Source organism: Cronobacter condimenti 1330 (assembly GCF_001277255.1).
Lineage (GTDB): Bacteria > Pseudomonadota > Gammaproteobacteria > Enterobacterales > Enterobacteriaceae > Cronobacter > Cronobacter condimenti.
Window position 1 is genome coordinate 590,305 of sequence record NZ_CP012264.1, and the last position, 22,176, is coordinate 612,480.

The 22,176-nt window shown below is 44.4% G+C and carries 19 protein-coding genes; 10 read left to right on the top strand and 9 right to left on the bottom strand.

The window, feature by feature from the left end; translation table 11 throughout:
- Positions 1 to 183: 183 nt before the first annotated feature.
- On the bottom strand, positions 184 to 1,479 hold the full coding sequence (locus AFK62_RS20775) for a phosphoribosyltransferase-like protein (protein ID WP_007666376.1): 1,296 nt from the start codon (positions 1,477 to 1,479) through the stop codon (positions 184 to 186).
- 171 nt (positions 1,480 to 1,650) lie between these two features.
- A complete protein-coding gene (locus tag AFK62_RS02795; protein ID WP_032984060.1) occupies positions 1,651 to 2,232 on the bottom strand; it encodes a hypothetical protein in 582 nt (193 codons plus the stop codon).
- Between the two features lie 120 nt (positions 2,233 to 2,352).
- On the opposite strand from AFK62_RS02795, the gene AFK62_RS02800 reads away from it, so the two are divergent.
- The 4 genes from AFK62_RS02800 (at position 2,353) to AFK62_RS02815 (ending at position 8,997) form a co-directional block, all read left to right on the top strand.
- On the top strand, positions 2,353 to 2,964 hold the full coding sequence (locus AFK62_RS02800; RefSeq protein WP_053531699.1) for a hypothetical protein: 612 nt from the start codon (positions 2,353 to 2,355) through the stop codon (positions 2,962 to 2,964).
- A 67-nt stretch (positions 2,965 to 3,031) separates the two neighbouring features.
- A complete protein-coding gene (locus AFK62_RS02805; RefSeq protein ID WP_007664854.1) occupies positions 3,032 to 4,285 on the top strand; it encodes a DNA cytosine methyltransferase in 1,254 nt (417 codons plus the stop codon).
- Complete coding sequence (locus tag AFK62_RS20780; RefSeq protein ID WP_007664855.1) at positions 4,266 to 7,250, top strand: ATP-binding protein; 2,985 nt, start codon at positions 4,266 to 4,268, stop codon at positions 7,248 to 7,250. The genes AFK62_RS02805 and AFK62_RS20780 overlap by 20 nt, the downstream gene beginning before the upstream one ends.
- A gap of 1 nt (position 7,251) precedes the next feature.
- Complete coding sequence (locus AFK62_RS02815; RefSeq protein ID WP_007664857.1) at positions 7,252 to 8,997, top strand: response regulator receiver domain; 1,746 nt, start codon at positions 7,252 to 7,254, stop codon at positions 8,995 to 8,997.
- A gap of 90 nt (positions 8,998 to 9,087) precedes the next feature.
- Here the strand turns inward: AFK62_RS02815 and AFK62_RS20785 are convergent, their stop codons facing one another.
- Positions 9,088 to 9,504 carry a hypothetical protein gene (locus AFK62_RS20785; protein ID WP_071884418.1) on the bottom strand — a complete coding sequence of 139 codons (417 nt, stop codon included), beginning with the start codon at positions 9,502 to 9,504 and terminating at the stop codon, positions 9,088 to 9,090.
- Between the two features lie 400 nt (positions 9,505 to 9,904).
- On the opposite strand from AFK62_RS20785, the gene AFK62_RS20790 reads away from it, so the two are divergent.
- The 3 genes from AFK62_RS20790 (at position 9,905) to AFK62_RS02825 (ending at position 11,351) form a co-directional block, all read left to right on the top strand.
- Positions 9,905 to 10,198, top strand: coding sequence for a helix-turn-helix domain-containing protein (locus AFK62_RS20790; RefSeq protein WP_071884419.1), 294 nt, complete (start codon positions 9,905 to 9,907; stop codon positions 10,196 to 10,198).
- A gap of 217 nt (positions 10,199 to 10,415) precedes the next feature.
- Complete coding sequence (locus AFK62_RS02820) at positions 10,416 to 10,952, top strand: hypothetical protein (RefSeq protein ID WP_032983927.1); 537 nt, start codon at positions 10,416 to 10,418, stop codon at positions 10,950 to 10,952.
- Complete coding sequence (locus AFK62_RS02825; protein ID WP_007664862.1) at positions 10,953 to 11,351, top strand: putative T6SS immunity periplasmic lipoprotein; 399 nt, start codon at positions 10,953 to 10,955, stop codon at positions 11,349 to 11,351.
- 66 nt (positions 11,352 to 11,417) lie between these two features.
- Here AFK62_RS02825 and gldA read toward each other — a convergent pair whose 3' ends face one another.
- The 3 genes from gldA to AFK62_RS02840 form a co-directional block, all read right to left on the bottom strand.
- Entirely contained in the window at positions 11,418 to 12,521 is a 1,104-nt protein-coding gene (gene gldA / locus AFK62_RS02830) for a bifunctional L-1,2-propanediol dehydrogenase/glycerol dehydrogenase (RefSeq protein WP_007664870.1), read from the bottom strand.
- A gap of 396 nt (positions 12,522 to 12,917) precedes the next feature.
- Positions 12,918 to 14,627, bottom strand: coding sequence for a pectate lyase (locus tag AFK62_RS02835; RefSeq protein ID WP_053531700.1), 1,710 nt, complete (start codon positions 14,625 to 14,627; stop codon positions 12,918 to 12,920).
- 69 nt (positions 14,628 to 14,696) lie between these two features.
- Positions 14,697 to 15,398 (bottom strand): oligogalacturonate-specific porin KdgM family protein, encoded by a 702-nt coding sequence (locus AFK62_RS02840; protein ID WP_007664873.1) that lies wholly within the window; start codon positions 15,396 to 15,398, stop codon positions 14,697 to 14,699.
- 749 nt (positions 15,399 to 16,147) lie between these two features.
- Here AFK62_RS02840 and AFK62_RS02845 point away from each other — a divergent pair.
- Together AFK62_RS02845 and AFK62_RS02850 are read left to right on the top strand one after the other, a co-directional pair.
- Positions 16,148 to 16,711: a helix-turn-helix transcriptional regulator gene (locus AFK62_RS02845; protein ID WP_032983928.1), complete on the top strand. Its 564-nt coding sequence runs from the start codon at positions 16,148 to 16,150 to the stop codon at positions 16,709 to 16,711.
- A gap of 163 nt (positions 16,712 to 16,874) precedes the next feature.
- On the top strand, positions 16,875 to 17,369 hold the full coding sequence (locus tag AFK62_RS02850) for a DUF2569 domain-containing protein (RefSeq protein WP_007664878.1): 495 nt from the start codon (positions 16,875 to 16,877) through the stop codon (positions 17,367 to 17,369).
- A gap of 6 nt (positions 17,370 to 17,375) precedes the next feature.
- On the opposite strand, the gene AFK62_RS02855 is transcribed toward AFK62_RS02850, so the two are convergent.
- The 3 genes from AFK62_RS02855 to AFK62_RS02865 form a co-directional block, all read right to left on the bottom strand.
- Positions 17,376 to 18,641, bottom strand: a complete 1,266-nt coding sequence (locus tag AFK62_RS02855; RefSeq protein WP_007664879.1) for a DUF445 domain-containing protein — start codon at positions 18,639 to 18,641, stop codon at positions 17,376 to 17,378.
- A 239-nt stretch (positions 18,642 to 18,880) separates the two neighbouring features.
- Complete coding sequence (gene symE / locus AFK62_RS02860; RefSeq protein ID WP_007664881.1) at positions 18,881 to 19,252, bottom strand: endoribonuclease SymE; 372 nt, start codon at positions 19,250 to 19,252, stop codon at positions 18,881 to 18,883.
- Positions 19,253 to 19,402: 150 nt separating this feature from the next.
- Complete coding sequence (locus AFK62_RS02865; protein WP_007664882.1) at positions 19,403 to 20,512, bottom strand: ABC transporter ATP-binding protein; 1,110 nt, start codon at positions 20,510 to 20,512, stop codon at positions 19,403 to 19,405.
- 359 nt (positions 20,513 to 20,871) lie between these two features.
- Here AFK62_RS02865 and AFK62_RS02870 point away from each other — a divergent pair, with 359 nt between their 5' ends.
- Entirely contained in the window at positions 20,872 to 22,107 is a 1,236-nt protein-coding gene (locus tag AFK62_RS02870) for an extracellular solute-binding protein (RefSeq protein WP_007664883.1), read from the top strand.
- Positions 22,108 to 22,176: the final 69 nt, after the last annotated feature.

Sequence of the window (22,176 nt, forward strand, 5' to 3'; positions counted from 1 at the left end):
TATCCTTTGAGCCCAGGGGGCCATCAGTGTCATACATTTTCCGAGTCCTCGATGGCCGTTAATGTATGACATTGAAGGGCGGCGTAGCCGCCTTTGCGTCAGATCTTTCCAGAGATGTTTCTCCAACATCCCCATCCGTTGTAACAAAAGCCACAACAGATTCTGTCAAACAAGCGGTGAATTTCACTCATCATTGTTTAACGGCTGAACGGAGTGCTGATCAGCACACCAAGACTCTGGAATGTAAAGACCAAAATCCCATACACTATCGTTTTTAACATGCCTAGAATTTAAAAGTTTGTCAAGTCCGAATTTAGATAGTCGTTTTTGAGTTGTCAATAGTCCTAATGTCTCTGCATATATGAGTAGTTTTTCTACATACGAACAATCAACATTCAAACGTAAGGCAATGCTTTTGTTATCTCTGACACCTCTTTTTATAAGTTTTAGTAAATTTATAATTTCGGGAGATAAAGATGAATGGGGGGAAGTGTTATGCTTTGTTCCATTTTCTAACAAGGCAAGCAGCCATCCTGGAATTGCTCTATCAGGCATTAGTCCTTGCCATTTTTTATTAGAAAACCATAGTATTCCAGGAAGGTTATTAGGGACACTATGATAGAAAATTATATTAGATAAAACATTACCATAGCCAAGACGAGCCCATGAAGGAATTTTGGTTTGATTTTTACAAAGATTGATTATTTCATTATACTGCTCACCCCACCGAGTTTCTAACCAATTTTCATTATATACGATGTTACTTATGAAATTGATTTTTTCAGATTTTCTATACTTTCTTACTCCATGGTCTGAGCCGCGAATAGTATTGATTATTCTATTTTCAGAACCTAGTGTCCTGGCGAAAGAAATTAAAGTTAATCTTACTAATCCTAAACTCCACCAACTTAAAAAGGTAGGGTTATCGAGCATGGCATTAATAAATCCGGATACTCTATCACCACTACCAATCGAATCATCAATAAGTAAAAAATCGTTGACTTTAGATTTTTTCAGATCATTGAGAGATGGATGATCTAAAAACATAGTTTTATTAGACCGCACAAGGTTTGAAATAATTGAATATACTAAGTCTTCGCTACCTTGCGAATGACCTGGTCTATTAACAACATCACCATTAAGGTCCCATAATACTTGTTTGTCTGGATCTAATTTGCGAACTGAATAAAGGGCATAGTTTTTATTTTTTGGTAAATCAGAAATGCTCTTTTGAAGCCATATGGTAAACTCATCTCTACTTACAAAAGTTAACTTGCTCAAGATGTTTTTTGCAATTGCTTTTTGGCTGCTATTAAATTGCATAAGCCATTGAGCTATTTCATGAGAGGATTCAATTTTTTCTACTGAAAGTATTTTAAATTTAGGTTTGTCTCTTGTTTTCATTTGTTTGACCACTATCAGTGCAATGGTCATTTCATAACATAAAAAGTAATGATGGTAAAGGTTTTGTTGTATCATTAACCTTCTATATAACTGAGTATACTAAGTTTGATAGTTTTATACGAAACTGAATGAGCGAAATATTAAAATGTAATGGCTGATATTTTTCAACCGAAGGGCGAAAAACAAGGGAACGCAAAGAAGCGGAGCTTCGATGAGTTAGCCCTTGCTTAGGAGGTGTAGTGTTTATTATATCTTTGGTTTATTACTATTTGATATTTTATCCAAAGAATTGAGTGAGTTTGAAATTTCATCTTTGTCTGAAGCGATTTTGTCAAACTTATCTTTAAGATAGTTAATGCTAGTTTCTAAATATAATATTACACTATTATTGCGATTTATTTCTTTATGAATTTTTAATAAAAAACAGCACGTCGAATATAATATCCTGTCGAAAATTGTAATGGTTGATTTTTCTTCTGGCAACTCTTCTAACTCTTCTTCACACTCTTCGCCTAACAGTATAATTCTTAAACGACAGCCTTCTTCTTCGTTAATAAGCTTTAACTTTTTTTCTAATTTAGGAAATTTGAATAAAGGATCTTCAGCTTGGTGAGCTTTCTGCAACTCCTTTTTTTTATTTAATGCATATGCTTCTGTAACACAAACAATAGGATCAATTTTATTGGCTCGATCAATAACTACAAAAATAGGAATGAAGTTAGAAGGGCAAATATTATTATGCGACAGTTCAATTTTTAAAAATTCAGGGATATATACTAAAAACTCCGGGGTGCAAATCTTTACAATGTAAAATCTATGATTTGACATATTAAGATCTCTCTTGGCTATGATTTAAGAATGCTGATATCAAAAAATAAATATTAACATCATTCATAGATATTGACAAACAAAAAATATGCATTATCAGTAATTAAAAGAGGGGAATATATGGACTTTCATCATTTCAATTTAAAACTTGAAGAAATTTGCTGCGGAAATAAAAAGTTGTTTGCGTTTCCTAAAATATATATTGATGCAAACAACAACTTATACTACAATTCACTTGATAGCGTTTGTCTTTCCGAGTCGTACATAACTAAAAAAAATTGTTTTTATAATAATAACGAGATGTTAATTGATATATTAAAGATAAAAAAAGAATTTAAAGTGCATGATTTATATTTGGAGTTTGATGAAATAAGTTTGTCTTTAATAAAAGTGCCAATTTATTATAGTGTTGATGAATATCATTTCAATGAATTAATATCAGACGTGTTTACTTTAACAATGATAAAAAAACTATGTAAACAAAAAAATGAAGAGGCACTACTAGTTTCGATAATAAATTATCTTAAACTGTTTGATTTAAATAAATCTATTTTTATCATGCAATATATTTCCTTTTATAATATGGTAACACAACACCAGCTTTCGAGAATTTATATTGAATACATTCGTCATCTGAACAAAAAAAATTTATTTAGTACGAGAAATAATGAAAAACTAACTCAAAAGGCAATATTTAGGTATTTTTCAATAAAGGAAATAAAGTTAGCATGAGGAACCGAATTTATTCAGTTTAAGTATTTATTCTCTACAGGGTGACTTAAAACCAGAAACTGCCTTGATGTTACCTTTGGATTGTGATAACTGCCCGCTTACTGTAAAATTAGTTGTAAGAAAACGATTGCTTATAAGAGTGAAGGATAAATTGAACAAAATCAAGGCCATAGATCTTTTTTCAGGTGCGGGAGGCTTTTCGTTAGCCGCTCTGGATCTGGGTATTGAAATTTTAGCTGCAATAGAACTTGATAAAGATGCTTGTGATACATACAGAAAAAATTTAATTCAAAAAAGAGAAAATAGCATAAAATTACTAAACAAAGATATTATGACTATTTCACCTGATGAGTTAATGGATAGCTTACAACTGAAAGAAAAAGAGTTGGATCTAATCATTGGTGGGCCACCTTGCCAAGGTTTTTCATCTCATAGAATAAGAAATGCTGGTGTTAATGATCCAAGAAACGAATTACTTATTCGCTACTATGATTTTGTTAAAATTTTTCAGCCTAAGATGTTTCTTGTTGAAAATGTGCCAGGTTTGCTTTGGGAAAAACATAAAGATTATTTAAACAACTTTAAAAGGCTTGCCGCTAATAGTGGATATAATATCTTGGGTCCATTAAAGTTGAATGCAAAAGATTATGGAGTTCCTCAAAACAGAAACCGGGTATTTATCTTAGGTCTCAGAGATGATATTTCTATCAGCGAAGGTGATTGGCCACCTTCCCCAACTCATTTCAAAGATAAAAAACCTTATTGGGTTAATGCTTCTGAAATCTTTGAAAAACCTACATCTTCTATTATTGAAAAAATTACTGCTGTTTTAGGGCAAGATGTCGCACAGAAATTAAAATTTAAAAATACGCTTAAAGAAAATAAAAGTGATCCAAATAATATTCATATGAATCATGCTGATTATATGATTGAAAGATTTAGTTTGACACCAATCAATGGCAGTCGGGAAGATGTTGATTTTAGATTGCCTTGTCATTCGAATGGCTATGTTGGTCATAAAGATGTTTATGGTCGGATAAGGCTATCATTACCTGGCCCAACAATAACGACTGGTTGTTTTAATCCTTCAAAGGGCCGTTTCCTACATCCGTGGGATAACCATGGAATTACTGTAAGGCAGGCGGCTAGATTTCAAACATTCCCCGATGATTACATTTTTTCTGGAGGCATCATTAGCCAAGGGAAACAGGTGGGAAATGCTGTTCCTGTAAATCTGGGGAAAATTCTTCTGAAATCTTGTGTTGAAATAATAATCAATAACTCTCAAAGGGATGATAAAAATGCAGATGAGATCTCTTAGCTTTAAAGCGAGAGCAAGGACAATTGAACATCTCGGTAAGGGGCAGATTGCAGATTGCCCAACTGCTGTAAGTGAGCTTTGGAAAAATGCATATGATGCTTATGCAAGAGATGTGGCATTATACACAATAGATGGCGATTACCCTTGCGGAGCCCTTATAGATAACGGTTGCGGAATGTCCTTGCAACAAATTATTGATAATTGGCTTGTTGTTGGCACCGAATCTAAAACGAGAAAGAACACATTAGAAGAAAATGAGCGGTTCGGATTAGGTATCCGAAAAACTCAAGGAGAAAAAGGGATTGGGCGATTATCTGCTGCTTTTCTATCTCCCGTAACTTTTCTTGTTACTAAGAAAATGGATAATAATTATGTTGCCTTACTAATTGATTGGAGGCTTTTCGAAAACCCGTATCTCTCATTTGACGATGTCACTGTTCCATTCAGAGAGTTTGAAAAAATAGATTCTCTCTCTGATGTTTTATCTGGTTTGCTCATTGAACTTAAGAAGAATGTATCCTTTCCCAGCGAAGATGAAGATGATGATGAAGTTCGTCATTTTAATCATCTTCTCACAAAAGCAGCTTGGGAAAAATTCTCAGAAGACGAGAAAGCTGTAAATGAAAAAAGTGACTTTATTACTACTCAAGATAAAATAATTAATTTTTGTGATCAATTTACAATTGATCCTAGTGTCTTCGTTCCTTGGGAAGAAATCTTAATCAAAGTTGAAAAGATAGACGGTGGTAAACATGGTACCGCTCTCTTTTTATTGGAGCTTGGACGAGATTTGTCATTATTAACCAATGCAGGGGATTTAGCTAAGGATAATGCAGAGTTATCTGATGTTGAACAAAGCTTGGTTGACACTTTAAGGGCATTTGTAAATCCTTATATTTTAGAGGATCTATCATTCTCTTATGAGATATATACAGTTAAGGCCAATGGTTACCATCGTCAAATATTAAAGCAATCGGATGTATTTAGTAAAAGCGATTTTGATGCTTTAGAGCACACTGTTGTAGGCTACGTTGATGAGAAAGGTTGGTTTAGAGGTCGCGTAAAAGCTTTTGGTGAGGATAAGGGCGAAGTAGTTATTCCTGCCAGCATAAGTGTTAATTCTGATTCTGGAGTCGGACCATTTGAAATTCAAATTGGGACATTAGAATTTCTGCCGCAAAATACCTCGCACACCGAGCGAGAGCATACACACTTTGACCTCAAGGCAAAAAAATATGCTGGGCTTATGGTGTTTCGGGATAATTTAAGAGTGTTGCCATATGGACGAGTAGATAATGATTTCTTCCAGATCGAGGAAAGACGTTCATGGAATGCTGGGCGGTACTATTGGTCTAACCGAAGAATTTTCGGATTTATCAGTATCACACAATCAAATAATAAAGAACTAAAGGATAAATCTGGAAGGGAAGGCTTCATTCGAAACCAAGCTGCTAGAGAATTGAAAACATTAGTTTCAGATTTATTAACATCATTAGCGGATAGATTTTTTGGTAGAAATTCCGAAGATCGTAAAGAACTTCTTGAGCAAGTTAAACGTGAAAAGGAATTACGAAAATCAGCACAGCAACAAGCTCGTAAATCTACACAAAAGAGTTTCTCTGAGGCACTAAAAACGCAAACTCCCGTTTTAGATGCTTCGCTTGAAGCTGTAAAAAAATTGAAGACTAAATTAGATAGTAATCAAAACAAGCATGATTATAATTATATAAAAGAAATAGATGCTGACCTTGCTAATTTAGAATCATTGAGAACAGAAATAAAAACTCCAACTAAGCCACCTAAAATTGGTGTATATGAGGAGAGATATAGAAATTATCGTGATAAATACAATGAATTCTCTGCGTATATATTAGAGATGAAATTAATAGTTAATAAATTGGATTCTGAATTAAATAAGTTAGAACCTTCGTTAGTAGGTAAAAATCATCTTGATAAAAATCAAGGGATCATAAATGCCAGATTAACCAAGTTTAGTAATAATATAGATGAAAAAACAAATGCACTCTTAAAGAAATGGGGAGAAGAAATTAAAAGTGATAGAGCTATATATTACTCTAAAGCTATATCAATAGTTGACTCAATTAATAACAATACTGAGATCGAGAATGTTTTAAATTTACTCGACAGCATTTATATTGAAACAATTGACTCCCTAACATTCAAATATCAATCTATAAATAAAGGATTAGAAAGGTTATTTGAAGGAGTAAATTTAGACTCCGCTTTTTCGCTATCAGAAGAAGAAAGAGAGTATTTCGAGGATAAAGCTAAGAGTTTAAATGCTTTGGCTCAGTTAGGAATCAGCGTCGAAATACTCTCACACGAGCTTGAAGAAATGGACTCGATGGTTACACGAGGACTAAATTCTTTGCCTTCAACCGCGAAGGAACACCCAGGTTTCACATTGGCTCTGAATGCACATAGATCATTAACACAACAAATCAGGTTTTTATCACCTTTGAAAATATCTGGATATCAGTCAAGGCAAAAAATTTCTGGGAAAAATATAATGGATTATATCCTGAAGTTTTTTGGTGATCGTTTTGAAAGACAACGTATTTCCATTGAGTTCGGTGATGATTTTAAGAACATATCTATCAATGATATACCTTCACGAATATATCCGGTTTTTACTAATATTATAAATAACGCAATGTATTGGGTGAGTTTGTCCGATAATCGTCTTATCAAAATAGATTTTGTTAATTCTTTAGTTATAATTGCAAATACAGGCCCTGCTATAGACCCAGATGACATTCCTCGTTTATTTGAATTGTTTTATAGCAAAAGAGCTAATGGTCATGGTGTCGGGCTTTATTTATGCAGGGAGAATTTAGCTGTAGCACACCACAAGATTTGGTATTCTGATCCAAATGTTGAAGATGACTATTTAATTAAAGATGGTGCTAATTTCGTAATTAAGTTCAATGGAGTGGAGTCATAAAATGGCTATAACAACTTATAATTCCCTTGTGCAGAAAACTTTTTGTGATAATGCTATTCGTTCAGTAGTAATGATAGATGACGATTTTATTACTTATTCTGACTCTATCAAAGCACTTAATAGCGAGATAAAATTAGACCCAGCAAAAATTGATTCCTCTAAGCGTGCTGCTACCCTCGAAGAATATTTTCAAGCCAAGAATATGATCTGTGATATTGACAACGGTTCAGTAAACTTTGATGTTGACCGCATCCGTAAGTCAGATTTGGTCATAATGGATTATCATTTAGATAACAATGCACCGGATAAAACTATTACAATATTAAAAGAATTAAAAAATTCTGATCATTTGAATATGATTGTTATTTATACGAGAGAGGAACTCAAAACTGTTTGGATGCAAATTGCTTCTTCTCTAAGAGGGATCGAAAATTGTAATGATAAAATACTTGAAACAGAAAATGATGAATTAATTGAATACTGGCAGAGTGTTATTTTACCTGATTTGATCCACAAAGGAGAAAGGGCATTAACGAGGGATGAAACTGTACTATATATCCAAACTGACTGCCTATGTAAGCGTATTAAGAAAGCAATCCGAGATGATGGAAGCCTTACAGAGCAAAATGATATTAATTTCATTGCTAAGATGATTTCTGAATATGCAGTCGCTGAAAATGCCGTCATTCCAGATTATGTGACAAAAAGTATGGTTGTAGGGGATACAGCCGGTATTAAATGGATTCAAAGTGGTAATATATTTATCAGTGTGTTCCATAAGGATAAAGATGATCATGAAAGTGATGGTGAGAGAATTTGGCAAACACTAAATGAATCATTAATTGAATGGAACCCATCTTACTATCAAATTATCAAGTCAGAGATTCAAAATACTATTGAAGCCGAAGCACTTTCTTTCAATAACCATTTAGCTAATGATGGTTATGGTCAAGCTGGATGGTTGAATCAAATATTAAATTCCGCTTCTGATCAAATTAAAAGGAAAAACATTGAATTTGTTTTTAGTAATTTATCTGAAGAACTCTATGAAAGATTGAAGGGAAATAAATCTTTAGTAGGCTTTATTAATGATGTTTTTGAAACATATACAACTGATTTTAAAAGTAGTGGAGAAGCGAAATCATTAGAGTATTGTTCAAAACAAATGAATTTACCTGCAAATGCAAGCTCATTTAATGAGATGTATCATGCTTTGAACATGAATCTGTCTTCTAAAAATTTTGAAGAAGGACATATTTCAACAGGTACAATTTTCTTCGATACTGAATCTGAAAAATGGTATTTATGTGTTTCTGCTGCTTGCGATCTTGTGCCTACTCAGGGTAATGATCCACATCATAAAAGATTAAGTCCTCATCGTTTAATTAAGGTGTTAGAACTTTTCAATGCTAACCAGAATAAAGCATTACCTAATGCAGAACAATCCAAGTATATTTATGTAATTCATAAGAATACCAGAAAGTATTTATCTATATTTGAAGGCGATAAAACTTTACCAGTGGTTGATTATATGGTTGTTTTAAATCACGGCCATACCGTTCCGGGGGAAGAGAAAAATATACTTTCAGCGGTATTCTTGAGTAGCATGGATGACAATGTACAAAATGTACCAGTTAAACTGAAATTAAAGTCCCAGCTTCGAAGTGGTTATGCTGAACGATACCAAGCTATTGCGTCGCAATACAGTTCTAGAATTGGTGTAGATTATGTATCTATGATGCCTTAAAACATGAAAAGCCGATATGATATAGGAGTATAATCATATCGGCTTTTTATAGTACCAAGTTATATTTAATACTCTTCCGAAACTTAATTATTATCTTTGCTTTAATCTCCTAAGTTTCATTGACTCAAGCGAAAATAACAATAAAGTTGTGCTATAAATGAATCCTGAATTAGTTAGCAACTTGAGATTTAAGGCATCTGGTTGCTCACTTAAAAAATGAAATGCATGAACCAAATAAACTGCTAATGTTGCCGTTCCAATCGTAGGGCCGATATCGCCCTGATCATGAGGTTCCAATGTGACATTGAACTTAAATATGAGCCATTCATATCCCCCTGTTAAAAAGACTACCATTATCATTGCAGATAAAAGATATAGTATGTTTTCTATGTTAGGACTTTTTAATGCTGACTCTTTTTGTAAAAATTCACATACTGATAAACCAAAGAAAATAAAATAAAGCGGTCTTGAACTAAATTTTTCAAAAATCTTAAATAATGTATCCAAGTTCATTTCTCCAGGCAATATATTTGTTGTTTTATATTACCATAACTCAAGAATCCTTATAACCTGTATATAAATTATCCTATTTTTCAATCGGATGAAAAAATAAATATACGAGTTATTTTGGTGTTCTTTAAAAAATTCTTGCTAAAAATACATGAATTAACTTACATTCATAATGTTCGTCATGATTTTTTATAGTGTTCGATTATCACCAATCGGGACTGATGGTATCAATGATGGTATCTAACCCACTATGTTAAGTTTTAATCTCTTAAGATCATAAGGATAGTTGCGATGTTCGAGTCCGGCCTTCAAAAAGAAGATATCCATAGAGACCGTCTTTTTTGTATTTAAAATTAGTGCGTAACAAAATTTTGTTTTTTTCAGCTACCAAGCAACTATTCCAACTGTCTTTTGCAAATGCCTGAAAACGGCGCGTGAAGCGAAGGGCCTATCTCAGAAGAAGCTTGGCATCCTGGCCGGGATAGATGAGTTCGTCGCGAGTGCACGTATCAACCGCTACGAAAAGGGCGTTCATCAGGCAAGTATCGAAATCGCACGCAAACTGGCGGACGCTTTAGCAGTACCGCTCGCTTACTTTTACACTGAAGATGATGAACTTGCGTATTTGTTGCTCCGCTGGCAGTTGCTTGATCAAGACGTTAAAGATGCCATCTTGAATTATATTAAATAAGATTTTTTCAGCTTAATTAACTCAACCATTAATTCATTGTCCGAAAATGAAAACTTCAGGTTTTATCTAATCAATGAATTTTTTATTTGAATAATAAGGACTTGCGAATTTTTGTAATGGTTCTTTATTTAATGCATTAATAACACACCCGTTTCTTGCCTCTCTTGTCTGATAAATAATAAATGCAAAATCATATTTTCGTTTCAGGGACAAGACGATGCAAAACGATGTTGAAGGAGCATTGAGGCTGATGACGCTTAGCGAAATTGCGATGGCGAAGCGTGTTTTTGGGCATAGCATTGTGTATAGCCGGGTATGGATACATTGCGATAGCTACTTCCCATGTGGTTTACAAAAGCGGGGTTACGCGATGGCACCAAATGGAGAAATTTGGTTTCGCAAAGAAATATACTATCGTGACTTTTCAGGTACAGATGCCTCTGTTGAAGACAAACATACGTTTATTCATGAACTGGGACACGTATGGCAGCACCAGCATGGGCAATGGGTCAGAATGCGAGGATTATTTAGCTGGGCTGCGGACTATTATTACAAGCTAGATAAAGCGACGCTGACTGATTATTCTCTGGAGCAACAGGCTTCTATCATTGCGGATTACTGGCTTATTCTGGTATACGGAATGAATACATGGATAAGCTTTCATGCGCCAAACCATCAGGGCAGGTATTGCGGAAATGACAACCTGCGTGACATACCACGGCTGTATCGCAAAATCGTAACGGGAAGAGATTAAGTGATAAGAAAAACCCTAACGTTATTTCCGCTTTTGCTGCTGGCAGGATGCCCCGGCCCTGGCGATCGCCTGCCGGAGAAGGTGCCTGCGCAAGTGACGTTTTCTGGCAACAACGTCTGCATTACCTACCCGGTGAGGCCTGGCGACAATATCACGTCTGTCCAGATGGGCAGCGAACAAAATGATTTCGTCTATGAAGTATTTAACGATAAGCCGGTTCATCCGGTGGCTAACCAGTGTTTGCCTGTCTTTGGATATCACTTTAAAGCGAACAAAAACTACACGCTGTATTATGGCCTGAATAACAAAGAATATGACTACCAAAAGCTTATTCACGCTGCATTCGTGTTTCCGGATAATCGTTCTGCGAATACCGATAAAAACAACCAGCAGAAGTAATGCACAAAAATCCCCGCCGCAGCGGGGATTTTCCAGTTAACACGCTTCAAACACCACTCGCTGTGCTTACTCCCACTCCTGCAAAAAGCGCTGGCCGTACTGGTCGGCGACCAGCAGCGCGGCATAGACCTGATCAGGCGAGACCTCACCCGGCATGTTATGAATAGTTTCACCCTCCGCGCACGCCGCCTGCGCCACCATGCGCATTTTGGTTTGCACATCCTCTTTAATATCGAGCTGCGCGAGTGTAATCGGCAGCCCCACGCTGTGGCACAGCGCAGCAACCGTTTCAATCTCCTCTGACGGCGCATTTTCCAGCACCAGCTGGGTGAGCGTGCCGAAGGCGACTTTCTCGCCGTGGTAGTAATGATGCGCGTCCGCAATGGCGGTAAGCCCGTTGTGGATGGCATGCGCCGCCGCGAGGCCGCCGCTTTCAAAGCCGACGCCGCTGAGATACGTGTTGGCCTCGATAATACGTTCGAGCGCCGGGGTGACGACGTGCTGCTCAGCCGCCAGCATCGCTTTTTCTCCCTGTTCAAGCAGTGTGTTGTAGCACAGCTCCGCCAGCGCCAGCGCGGCCTGGGTGCATTTTCCGCCCGCCATAGTGGTCGCGCCGCTGCGCGAGCAGGCGCGCGCTTCAAACCAGGTGGCCAGCGCATCGCCAATACCGGCCGCCAGCAGGCGCGCCGGGGCGCCCGCCACAACCTGCGTGTCGACGATAACGATATTAGGGTTGTGCGGCAGCATCAGGTAACGGTCGAACTCGCCGTTGTCGGTGTAGATAACGGAAAGCGCGCTGCAGGGCGCGTCGGTAGAGGCGATGGTGGGTGCGATAGCGACCGGCACCGCCATAAAGTGCGCCAGCGCTTTTGCCGTATCGAGCGTTTTACCGCCGCCGATGCCGAGCACGGCGGTGCAGCGTGCGCTGTCGGCGAGCTTACGCAGGCGGTCGATTTCATTCTGCGAGCATTCGCCACCAAAGGGCGCGATTTCGACGCCCAGTTCGGCCTGTTTAAAGCTCTGACGCAGGGTCTCTTCTGCAAACCCGAGTACGAATTTATCCCCGACGACCAGCCAGCGTTCGGCCAGCGGTTTCAGGTAGTCGCCGATTCGGCTGAGCACGCCTGCGCCCTGAATGTATTTGCCCGGTGATTGAATGATACGATCCATACCAGTTCTCCTTCAGTGAGTAAGTTAACCCGATGTATCCCTGTCTTGTTCAGACTTCTCAATCCCTGACTCTAGCGCCGGGTTACTGCGCATTTGTTGCGCTACATCTAAAGGATAGGTGATCGTGTTGTATCGACCGGGCAGGTAATCAAAGGCGCGCAACCAACAGGGCGCGTATTAATCGTCTGTCGCTGAAACAAAAAACGCCGGAATAACAGCCAGTTCCGGCGTGAAATAGGTTTTGAGATAGCCGCAATGCAGCCCGGCGGTATGAAACGAAAACGCGAGCCAATACCATGACCCAATCAGCTAATTAATCACATTCACGTTCAGTTCAACTACCTGCTAGCACTTATCGGCACAATACATCGCCCCGTCTCGCAACGGGGCTGAACATCACTTTTTACCGTTAGGTTTAAGTTGTTCACCGGGTTTAAGCGCGAAGAGTTCATCGTCGCGGGTGGAATAGCGCACGGTGCCGTCTGGCATCAGGTAAGCGCCTTCGGTGAATCCGGCGCCGTTCAGGAACGGTGCCACCGCGCCGGGTTTGTCCTCAAAGGCTGCTTCCAGCGCCAGCAGGGCATAAGGTGCGATGTTATCGATACTGGCGTATTCCGCTTGCGGGTTGTCCATAAAGAAACCGTTCACGCGACGGGTTTTCAGGATGTTATCCGCGATGCGGTCTGCCAGCGTCAGATACGCCTTCTGTCCGCTCGCCTGCCACAGGTCAATCAGCGCGAAAATCGCATACGGCTCGTGATTGTCGGTGTCCATGTTGAGCTTATGGTCGGCGCCGCCGGGGCTGCCGATGTCACCCAGGCCCTGGCCGCGAGCAATGCCGCGCGCGACGGTCCAGAGGACGGGATCTTGCTCCAGCGTCCAGGCGCGGGCATACGAAAGTAAAAACTCATCTCCCGCCGGGTAAGGTTGCAGCGTGGTGCCTTTTTTACCGTAATAGCCGTCTCGTTTAAGCGTATAGCCAGAAAGATCGGTGCCATTCGCAAGCATCGGGCGCAAGGTGTTAGTTTTTTCATTGTAGGCATACGTGGCGAAGGCTTTAAGACCGTCGAGCGTCCATTTTTTCAGGTCGTTGCCGTCCCTGCCAAGCGATTTTGCCAGCGCCAGCTGCATCAGCGCATTCTCGGAATAGAGCGTGCTGGTTCGGCCTTTCAGCAGCATATTGCCTTCCAGCGCGTCCGGGCCGAGTTCCGGGCCAAACTGCCGCTGGGCGCGGTCGCCATATTTTGAGTTGGTGTCGGTATCGTCTGTCGTATCGGCGCGTTTCAACGGCTGTGTGAACTGATACACGCCAAGCCCGGTTTTTTTATCGCGCGGCAGTACGTATTGCTCGGCAAGCCGCTTCGCCCACGTCAGCGCGCCCGCGTCATGGTCATGTTCGTAGAGCATGCCGGCGGAATAGATAAGGTCGTTGCCGGCATTGAGGAAACTCAGCCCTTTAGTGGCGAAAAACGGCGGCTGTTGCTCAAAATCGCTCTCCCACAGCTTGCCCATCGGTTTGCCGTACTGACCGTGGCGGCTGGTTTCCAGCGTTTTCCAGTCATAAACATGGGCATTCCAGAACGCTTTGATAAAGCGGGTAGTCGCCGCGCTATCGACACCAAACATCAGGTCGTAATAGGGGTAGGCGTTTTTGAGTTCATGAACAAGCTCTTTTTCGCTGGGGCCTTGCTGCTCCAGAGTTCGTAAGTCCACAAAACGGTGTCCGCCCCATAACAACAGGCCGCTTTCGTCCTGATAGTGGTCAAAATAATAACGGACATTCTCTTCCGCACGCTGTTTATAACGGGCGTCACCGGTCAGGTTAGTGAGCCCGACCAGGACGCGCATAAGATTCTGCTGAGCCGAGAAATTTGACAGCACGGCTCGCTTGCCGTCGGGAAATACCCACTCCAGTTGTTTGCCGGTACGGGGATCAACGCCGTTCGCCAGCAATGGTACCGAATGGCCGTAGCGATCGCCTGCTTTCTCAAATACGGTATCGGCAAACGCTTTAACACTCTCAAGGCGCGCGCTCTCCTGCGCCGCGGCGTTAAAGGAAAACAGACTGATTAACCCCACGGCCAGCGCAATAGTTGAAATTCTCATCATGTTCCTCTTGAAGATAAAGGGCATAAATAAGGCCCGGATTCATGCGATGATTCTGTTATGGCGATATCAGAAAGAATATTTCACGCCGACGCGATAGCGGGTTTGTCTTTCGTCTGTTGTTTTACTTCCGGCGACGTTAGCAATGGCCATATAAGGCGACCAGTTTTTATCAAATTTATACGTGAGCTTGAAGTCATGCGTCCAGTCATAGCTTTCATTATCAGCAAGGACAACGCCCGCGGCATTGGCTTTTTTATAATCCAGCTCATAATCGAGCTGATAATCCTTCAGGAATTTCCATGACAATACGCTTGTCAGGTTATAGCCATTTTCTGACGTGTTTTTTTGCGTGCCAATATTAGTGGAATATCGTTTAAAGTAGGGACGATAGCGCAGCGAGGCGCTGATATTATCCGTCAGGTTCGCTTTACCGCGCAGGTAAGGGCGATAGTTGTTGTAAGACGATCCTGTATCAAGCGAGAACCCCGGTTCTATCTGGAAGGAATCGTTAAGCTTATGGACATAGCTCGCCACGACTTCTGTGCCGTTACTTACGGTCTCATCGTAAGGCTTGTCTTTATCCTGCGAGCCTTTCCATTTCCCTTCCAGCGACAGCCCAAAGCCGCTGGCAAAACGGTGCGACATTGCCAGCCTGTCTTTGTGGTTATTTCCGCCGCTGTCATTGGTTTCATGGCGATAATCGAAAGTTACCGCATGAGCACTAATGCTGATAAGAGGTACAGTGAATAATAAGAGTGAGCGCAACATAAGGGCCTCGTTGTTATTTTCCAGGGTATAAGATGTTCTCTGCGCTGTAGCAGATAACGGGTTTTATTAAAATGCTCCTGCCTCTTTCGGGCAGGATTTTATATTCTTCAGACGGACGCGATTAACGCCGTTACCGTAGCATGCGCTTTTACCTTTTAATGAAAAGGCGTGTGGTGCCGGGTGCCTCCCGGTGAATCAGACGCTGATCATCTGACTCGTCCATAAAAACGAAACATCATTGAGGGTGTCCTCATTCAGCATGACCCCGCCGCTAAGGGGGATTCACCACACATAACGCGTATCCACAGAGTAAGAGTGGATTAATACGGTTGCTTTATTGTGGAATTCAATTTCCCATAAAATGAAATGGTGTTTTGAGACTGAGATCTGACTATTTAAAATTCACAGTTGATCCTTTTTTTATCCGTTGTTAAAGATAATCCTATAAATTTTAGCTATCTTTATCAGTGCCTTAGTTGGGTGTTCATTATTTTACAGGATCATACGGAATGATATTCAAAAAGATTTGTTAAATTTATTCCTGGATAAAAAGCAAAACGGAAGTCGGAAATTTTCCTATGATGCAGGAAAACCTGACGGCGGTTGCAAAAATCGCATCAGGTCGCCCTTAAGTTAAACGGCAGATAAACGAGCCTGGTGATGACGTTGCGCAGCCATTGTGCCTGCTGAACACTCGCCAAAAAGCCCCTGCGGGGAGCAATAAAAATAATGACCTCTGGAGCACCGATATGACCATCTATGGGAAGGATCGCTTCTACATTTATGGAATAGAGAAAATACTCAAAGCGTTGCATCGGGAGCGGGGCAGAGGCGTGCACGCAAGCCCGGCTTGCGTCTATGTCACCTCGGGCATGGACATTCAGGAGATGTACTCCCTATTCTTTACGTTTCCACCTGTGCATCACTCTATATTCATTGCTTCTGAGCGTTATTTTGAATCCTTTAACCGTCTGTTCCCGGGGCTAATGAAACTCTGTTTGCCGGAAAGTCTGAGCGTGGAAGAATTACGGCAGGCGTTATCGGTCATGAGCCTTTTATATGAACAAAACCAGAGTGCGGGCTATCGCCCCGATATCTTTAAATTTACCGCTGCCGAACAGCAAATTATGCGATTACTTATGCGTGGGCATTCGCTGGAGGATATCGCGCGCATCCGTGGCGTCAGCCCCACAACCGTTAGCGTACAGCGCAACGGGTTAATGAAACGCACCGGGACAAAAAGTCTCCAGGAGCTTTGTTCGCTCTACACCGCGTTACGTAAAAGCCAGAAGCGCGCGCTGCGTCCTTCATAACGTAATCTCTGCCCTTAACGCGCCGGGGCAGCATGATTATTCTCCCTTACTTAAATTACGGTTTCACCGCTGTTAAGCGGTTTCTGATACGGGGCGCCGTGGGTATAGTGTTGCGCTAAAAGCCTCACGCTTTATTTTTAAGTAAAATTAACAGGGAACGACGATGAAGTGCATCCAGTGCAATGAAAATGAACCGAATAAAGAATCGGGATTATGTCACGCATGCGAAGAAGCTGAAGCCTGTAAAATTAACGGGTTGCTGTATCTGCCAGCGGCTGGCCTTATTTTCAGCCTTTTTTTTCTGCCGGTGCAGTTGTTTGACCTGGTCAGCGCGATAAGTGAGTATTTCAGCCGCTCGGGCATTATTACGTGGTATGCGGCGGGCGCGGCAGCGCTATTGATCGTGCTGTTTGGTATTACCGCCTACGCGAGCTGGCAGTTCTTTCAGCGTAAACGCCAGACGCGCCGCGCGATGGTCATCTATTATCTGGCAGGTGTGGTGAGCGCGCTCTGGTTCGCCGTGCTGCCGGTAAATCTGTTCGGCGCGACCTGGGATAACGCCAGTATCCGCAGCGTACTGACGGCGGCCATCGGCGTCACGTGCTGGATCCCGTACTTTTTGAAATCGCCGCGCATCGGCCAGGTGTTTGTCCGCTAAGCAGACTTAGAGCAGATGCGGTATCTGCGACAGTAAATAGAGCACTAAGCCGATGGTGCCGCCGACCAGCGTGCCGTTGATGCGGATAAACTGTAGGTCTTTGCCGATGTTGAGCTCTATTTGCTGCGACATCTCGCGCGCGTCCCAGCTTTTTACCGTGTCGCTGATGTGACGTGTCAGGAACGTCGCAAACTCCGGCGCAACACTGGTTGCGGCCTGTTCGAGATGTTCGTTGAACGAGGCGCGCAAAGCGCTATCGGCCATCAGTGACTCGCCGAACCACTGTCCGGCATCGGCGATGCGCTGGCGGGTGCGGGAATCCCCGGCCTGCATGTCGGTCTTCAGCCAGCCGCGCAGGTCGCCCCACAGCTCAGCCAGGTAACGGTTAAACGCTTCGTCCTCTTTCAGGTACGCCTTAATGCCATCAGCGCGCGCGGCCATCTCCGGGTCGCTTTTCAGTTTGTCGATAAACTCCACGGTGATGCGGTCAAAGGCCAGGCGCAACTGGTGCGCCTGGTCGTGGCTAATGTCGTCAAGCATCGAATTGACGGCACTGGAGACCAGCTCGGCGCTGTGTTCGCCGAGCCATTCGGTGGGCAGAATTTTCGCCTTACGCGGGTGCTCGGTCTTTAACCAGTGCACAATCTGGCGGGCGATAAAATCGCGCGTGCTCTGCTTCTGCACCAGGCGAATTAGCCTGCCGATGAGCGCATCCAGCAGTACCTGATGGCGGTTATTTTTGGTCATGCTCTCCAGCATCAGCGCACTGGTCTGGGTGAGATCGACCTTATCAATCGCCTTATGCACCGCGCGTTTCAGTAAGCCCTGAATGCGGCTGTCGTCGGTCAGCTCCAGAAAGCCGCTCATCACCTGTACCAGGTTTTGCCCCACGCGTTGCGCGTTGGCAGGCTGGCTCAGCCACTGGCCCAAAAGCTGCGCCGGTTCATGGCGCCGGATGAGCGCCACCAGGGAGTCGGTATCAAGAAATTTCTCCTGCACAAACTGCCCGAGGTTCTCGCCGATACGGTCTTTTTTGCGGGGAATAATCGCGGTATGGCGCGAGATAAAAGGGATGGGCACGCGGCGAAACAGCGCCACGACGGCGAACCAGTCCGCCAGCGCGCCGACCATCGCCGCTTCTGCGATGGCCTTGACGCCGCTCACCCAGAAACCTGGCGGCAGAAACAGCGTGGTGACAAACGTGGCCGCTGCTGTCAGCAGCAGGGCGAGCGCCAGACGCTTGGCGCGCTTCAGTTCAGCTAATTTTTCCATGCGTTAAGCATATAACCCATGCGGTTATGACGACAGGAGATTTCTCCGGAGTCTTAGCGCTCTTCCATCGCATGATGTAGCACCTCGCCGACATGCCTGAGCGCCCGCCGGTGCCGTTCATTCGCGGGCAGTTGCGGTATTTGCCCGAGGTGGAAAAGAGCAAGCCGGGTGCGACGCGATGATATGGGCTAAGCACGCTACACGGGCGCAGCGCCAAAACGCCGCTCCCCGGAGCATCTTCACGTGGGCTTTTTACGCTTGCCCGCAATCACTTCGATAAATTCCTGCACCTGCTGCTGCTTGCGGCCCGAGAGCTTGCAGACGCGGCGCAGGGATGTCATCAGTGGCGGCTCTTCGGGTTCTGGCGCGCGTGCCGTGATGACGATACAGCCGTGCATCACCCGCACTTCTACATCCGTACCGGTAGGAAACCCCGCTTCTTCAAGCCACTTGCCACGCAAGGTTAACGCCGCGAGGTTTACGCCGTCATGAAAGCGGCTGGCGTAGCTCACGCGAATGCGGCGTGGGGCAGCCGGTCCCGATGGCGCGGCGGGCGATACAAGCGCCGCGGTGGTGGCTTGCGGCGGGACGGGTAAAGCGAGCGTTGACATAGTTCCTCCTTAAACAAACGGGTGGTAAAACGGGTCTGTAAAATACTGGCATTATATACAGTTGTTGTGGGAGGGGATCTTTGTGAAATCCGAAAAGCGGGGTGCTCGTACAGGAAAAGAGCCGGCCCAGGGCGGGCCGACATAAGAAGATTAATGGGCGTGTGGTACGTCGGTTTCGGCGCTGATGCGCAGCCCATCGGCGTCAAACACCATGCAGTCGCGCGGGCTGAAGCCCACCTCTATCTCCTGCCACGCCCGGAAATGCACGTCGCCCGGCAGCAGAATTTTCACGTTATCGTGCCCGTAGCACTGGCCAAACAGATAGGTGTTGTTGCCAAGCCGCTCCACCACTTCACAGTTAAACGTCAGGCTCACGTCTGCCTGCGCGCCGGTTGAGAGATGCTCCGGGCGAATGCCGAGCGTCACGGCATCGCCCGGCTTCAGGGGCGCGGTCGTGAGCGCGAGCCGCAACGTCTTGCCCTGCGAGAGCGTCACATCCAGCATGCCTTCTTCCCAGTGCGCCACGGTCGCAGGCAGAAAATTCATCTTCGGTGAGCCGATAAACCCGGCCACAAATTTATTCACCGGGTTGTAATAGAGTTCCATCGGTGAGCCCATCTGCTCCACTTTGCCGTAGTTCATCACCACGATTTTATCGGCGAGGGTCATCGCCTCGACCTGATCATGAGTGACATACACCATCGTGGTTTTCATCTCCTGATGGAGCCTTGCGATATGCAGGCGCATCTCGACGCGCAGCTCGGCATCAAGGTTCGAAAGCGGCTCATCAAACATAAACACCTGCGGGTTACGCACGATGGCGCGGCCAATCGCCACGCGCTGACGCTGGCCGCCGGAGAGCTGTTTCGGCTTGCGATCCAACAGGTGTGAAAGCTGCAGCGTTTTCGCCACCATCTCCACCTGATGACGGATCTGATCTTTCGGGACTTTATTGACCTTAAGCCCGTAGCCCATGTTTTCGGCAACCGTCATATGCGGGTAGAGCGCGTAGGACTGAAACACCATCGCCACGCCGCGGTGCGCGGGCGCCACGTCGTTCATCACCTCATCGCCTATCAGCACCTCGCCGTCGCTCACCTCTTCAAGGCCCGCGATCATGCGCAGCAGCGTGGACTTTCCGCAGCCGGACGGCCCGACGAATACCGCAAATTCGCCGTCGGCAATATCGAGATTGATATTGTGCAGGGTTTCGGTTTTCCCGAACCGTTTGGTGACATTCCTCAGTCTTATGCTGGACATCAGGGTTCCTCGAAAGTGTAAGCCGTAGTGGCCGCTGGCGAACCGGACGGGCGCTGAATCTCTTTTTGTATTACGTGTAACAATTCAGCGGAGTGATGCGCAACGGCTTTAAATCAGTGCCATGACTATAACTTCCCCGGATTTCGCCCCCTATCGCCGGTTTTCATTTCTGTAACGACGATCACACAACGCACAGTTTTTTGTAGAGTTATCAGGGTTGGCAGCGTAGCGTATAACAAAATGAAATATCGCTAAGTGGGCTTGTACAAGCTGCGTGGTTACAGCGATTGGCTTTTAAAACAGCAGTGAAGCACGCAATAAAAATTACCTAATTGTTATACCTTCACATGAGGTTGATAATGAAAAAGAACACCCTTACCGCCCTGGTTCTCTCTGCTCTGATGGCCGGCTCGCTGACCAGCGCCAGCGTCAGTGCGGCGACCAAACAGCTTAACGTCTGGGAAGACATCAAAAAATCCGCCGGAATTAAGGATGCTGTGGCGGATTTTGAAAAGCAGTACGACGTGAAAGTGAATATGCAGGAGATGCCGTTCGCGCAGCAGCTCGAAAAACTGCGTCTCGACGGCCCGGCGGGGATCGGCCCCGATGTGCTGGTGATCCCAAACGATCAGCTGGGCGGCGCGGTGGTGCAGGGGCTGTTAACGCCGCTGAGCTTCGACAAAAAAGAGACCGACGCGTTTACGCCGTCCTCTATCGCGGCATTCCACATGGACAACGCGCAATACGGCCTGCCGAAAGCCGTCGAAACGCTGGTGCTTATCTACAACAAAGATCTGGTGGAAAAACCCTTCGACACCCTTCAGGCCTGGTATGACTTCTCTAAAGCGCAGCGCGCGAAAAACCAGTATGGCCTGCTCGCCAAGTTCGACCAGATTTACTACAGCTGGGGCGCTATCGGCCCGATGGGCGGCTACATCTTTGGCAAAAACGACAAAGGCGGCTTTAACGCGACGGACGTTGGCCTGAACAAACCGGGCGCGGTAGAAGCCGTCACCTTCTTAAAAAAATTCTACACCGACGGGGTCTTCCCGGCGGGGATCATCGGCGATAACGGCCTGAACGCTATCGATTCGCTGTTTACTGAGAAAAAAGCCGCGGCGGTGATTAACGGCCCGTGGGCGTTCCAGCCTTACGAAGCCGCAGGCATCAACTATGGCGTGGCGCCGCTGCCGACCCTGCCGGATGGCAAACCGATGAGTTCTTTCCTCGGCGTGAAAGGCTATGTGGTCTCTACCTGGAGTAAAGACAAAGCGCTGTCGCAGCAGTTTATCGAATTTATTAACCAGCCGAAGTATGTGAAATCGCGCTACATCGCTACCCGCGAGATCCCGCCGCTGGTGTCGCTGATGGACGATCCGGTGATTAAAGACGACCAGAAAGCGAGCGCCGTCGCGGTACAGGCAGCACGCGCCAGCGCGATGCCAGGCATTCCGGAAATGGGTGAAGTGTGGGCACCGGCCAACGCTGCGCTGGAGCTGAGCGTCACGGGTAAGCAAGACCCGAAAACCGCACTCGATAACGCCGTGAAGCAAATCACGATGCAGATTGAAGCGATGCAGGCCAGCAATCAGTAAGCCGTACCCGGCGCGGTCTGTAGGGCGCGCCGGATGAACCGTTAAAAACGGGAGGGGCGCCTCCCGTTT

Coding starts and splice junctions, on each gene's coding strand:
- AFK62_RS20775 (WP_007666376.1), bottom strand. CDS start 1,479: ATGATACAACAAAACCTTTACCATCATTACTTTTTATGTTATGAAATG.
- AFK62_RS02795 (WP_032984060.1), bottom strand. CDS start 2,232: ATGTCAAATCATAGATTTTACATTGTAAAGATTTGCACCCCGGAGTTT.
- AFK62_RS02800 (WP_053531699.1), top strand. CDS start 2,353: ATGGACTTTCATCATTTCAATTTAAAACTTGAAGAAATTTGCTGCGGA.
- AFK62_RS02805 (WP_007664854.1), top strand. CDS start 3,032: ATGTTACCTTTGGATTGTGATAACTGCCCGCTTACTGTAAAATTAGTT.
- AFK62_RS20780 (WP_007664855.1), top strand. CDS start 4,266: ATGCAGATGAGATCTCTTAGCTTTAAAGCGAGAGCAAGGACAATTGAA.
- AFK62_RS02815 (WP_007664857.1), top strand. CDS start 7,252: ATGGCTATAACAACTTATAATTCCCTTGTGCAGAAAACTTTTTGTGAT.
- AFK62_RS02820 (WP_032983927.1), top strand. CDS start 10,416: ATGCAAAACGATGTTGAAGGAGCATTGAGGCTGATGACGCTTAGCGAA.
- gldA (WP_007664870.1), bottom strand. CDS start 12,521: ATGGATCGTATCATTCAATCACCGGGCAAATACATTCAGGGCGCAGGC.
- AFK62_RS02835 (WP_053531700.1), bottom strand. CDS start 14,627: ATGAGAATTTCAACTATTGCGCTGGCCGTGGGGTTAATCAGTCTGTTT.
- AFK62_RS02840 (WP_007664873.1), bottom strand. CDS start 15,398: ATGTTGCGCTCACTCTTATTATTCACTGTACCTCTTATCAGCATTAGT.
- AFK62_RS02845 (WP_032983928.1), top strand. CDS start 16,148: ATGACCATCTATGGGAAGGATCGCTTCTACATTTATGGAATAGAGAAA.
- AFK62_RS02850 (WP_007664878.1), top strand. CDS start 16,875: ATGAAGTGCATCCAGTGCAATGAAAATGAACCGAATAAAGAATCGGGA.
- AFK62_RS02855 (WP_007664879.1), bottom strand. CDS start 18,641: ATGGAAAAATTAGCTGAACTGAAGCGCGCCAAGCGTCTGGCGCTCGCC.
- symE (WP_007664881.1), bottom strand. CDS start 19,252: ATGTCAACGCTCGCTTTACCCGTCCCGCCGCAAGCCACCACCGCGGCG.
- AFK62_RS02865 (WP_007664882.1), bottom strand. CDS start 20,512: ATGTCCAGCATAAGACTGAGGAATGTCACCAAACGGTTCGGGAAAACC.
- AFK62_RS02870 (WP_007664883.1), top strand. CDS start 20,872: ATGAAAAAGAACACCCTTACCGCCCTGGTTCTCTCTGCTCTGATGGCC.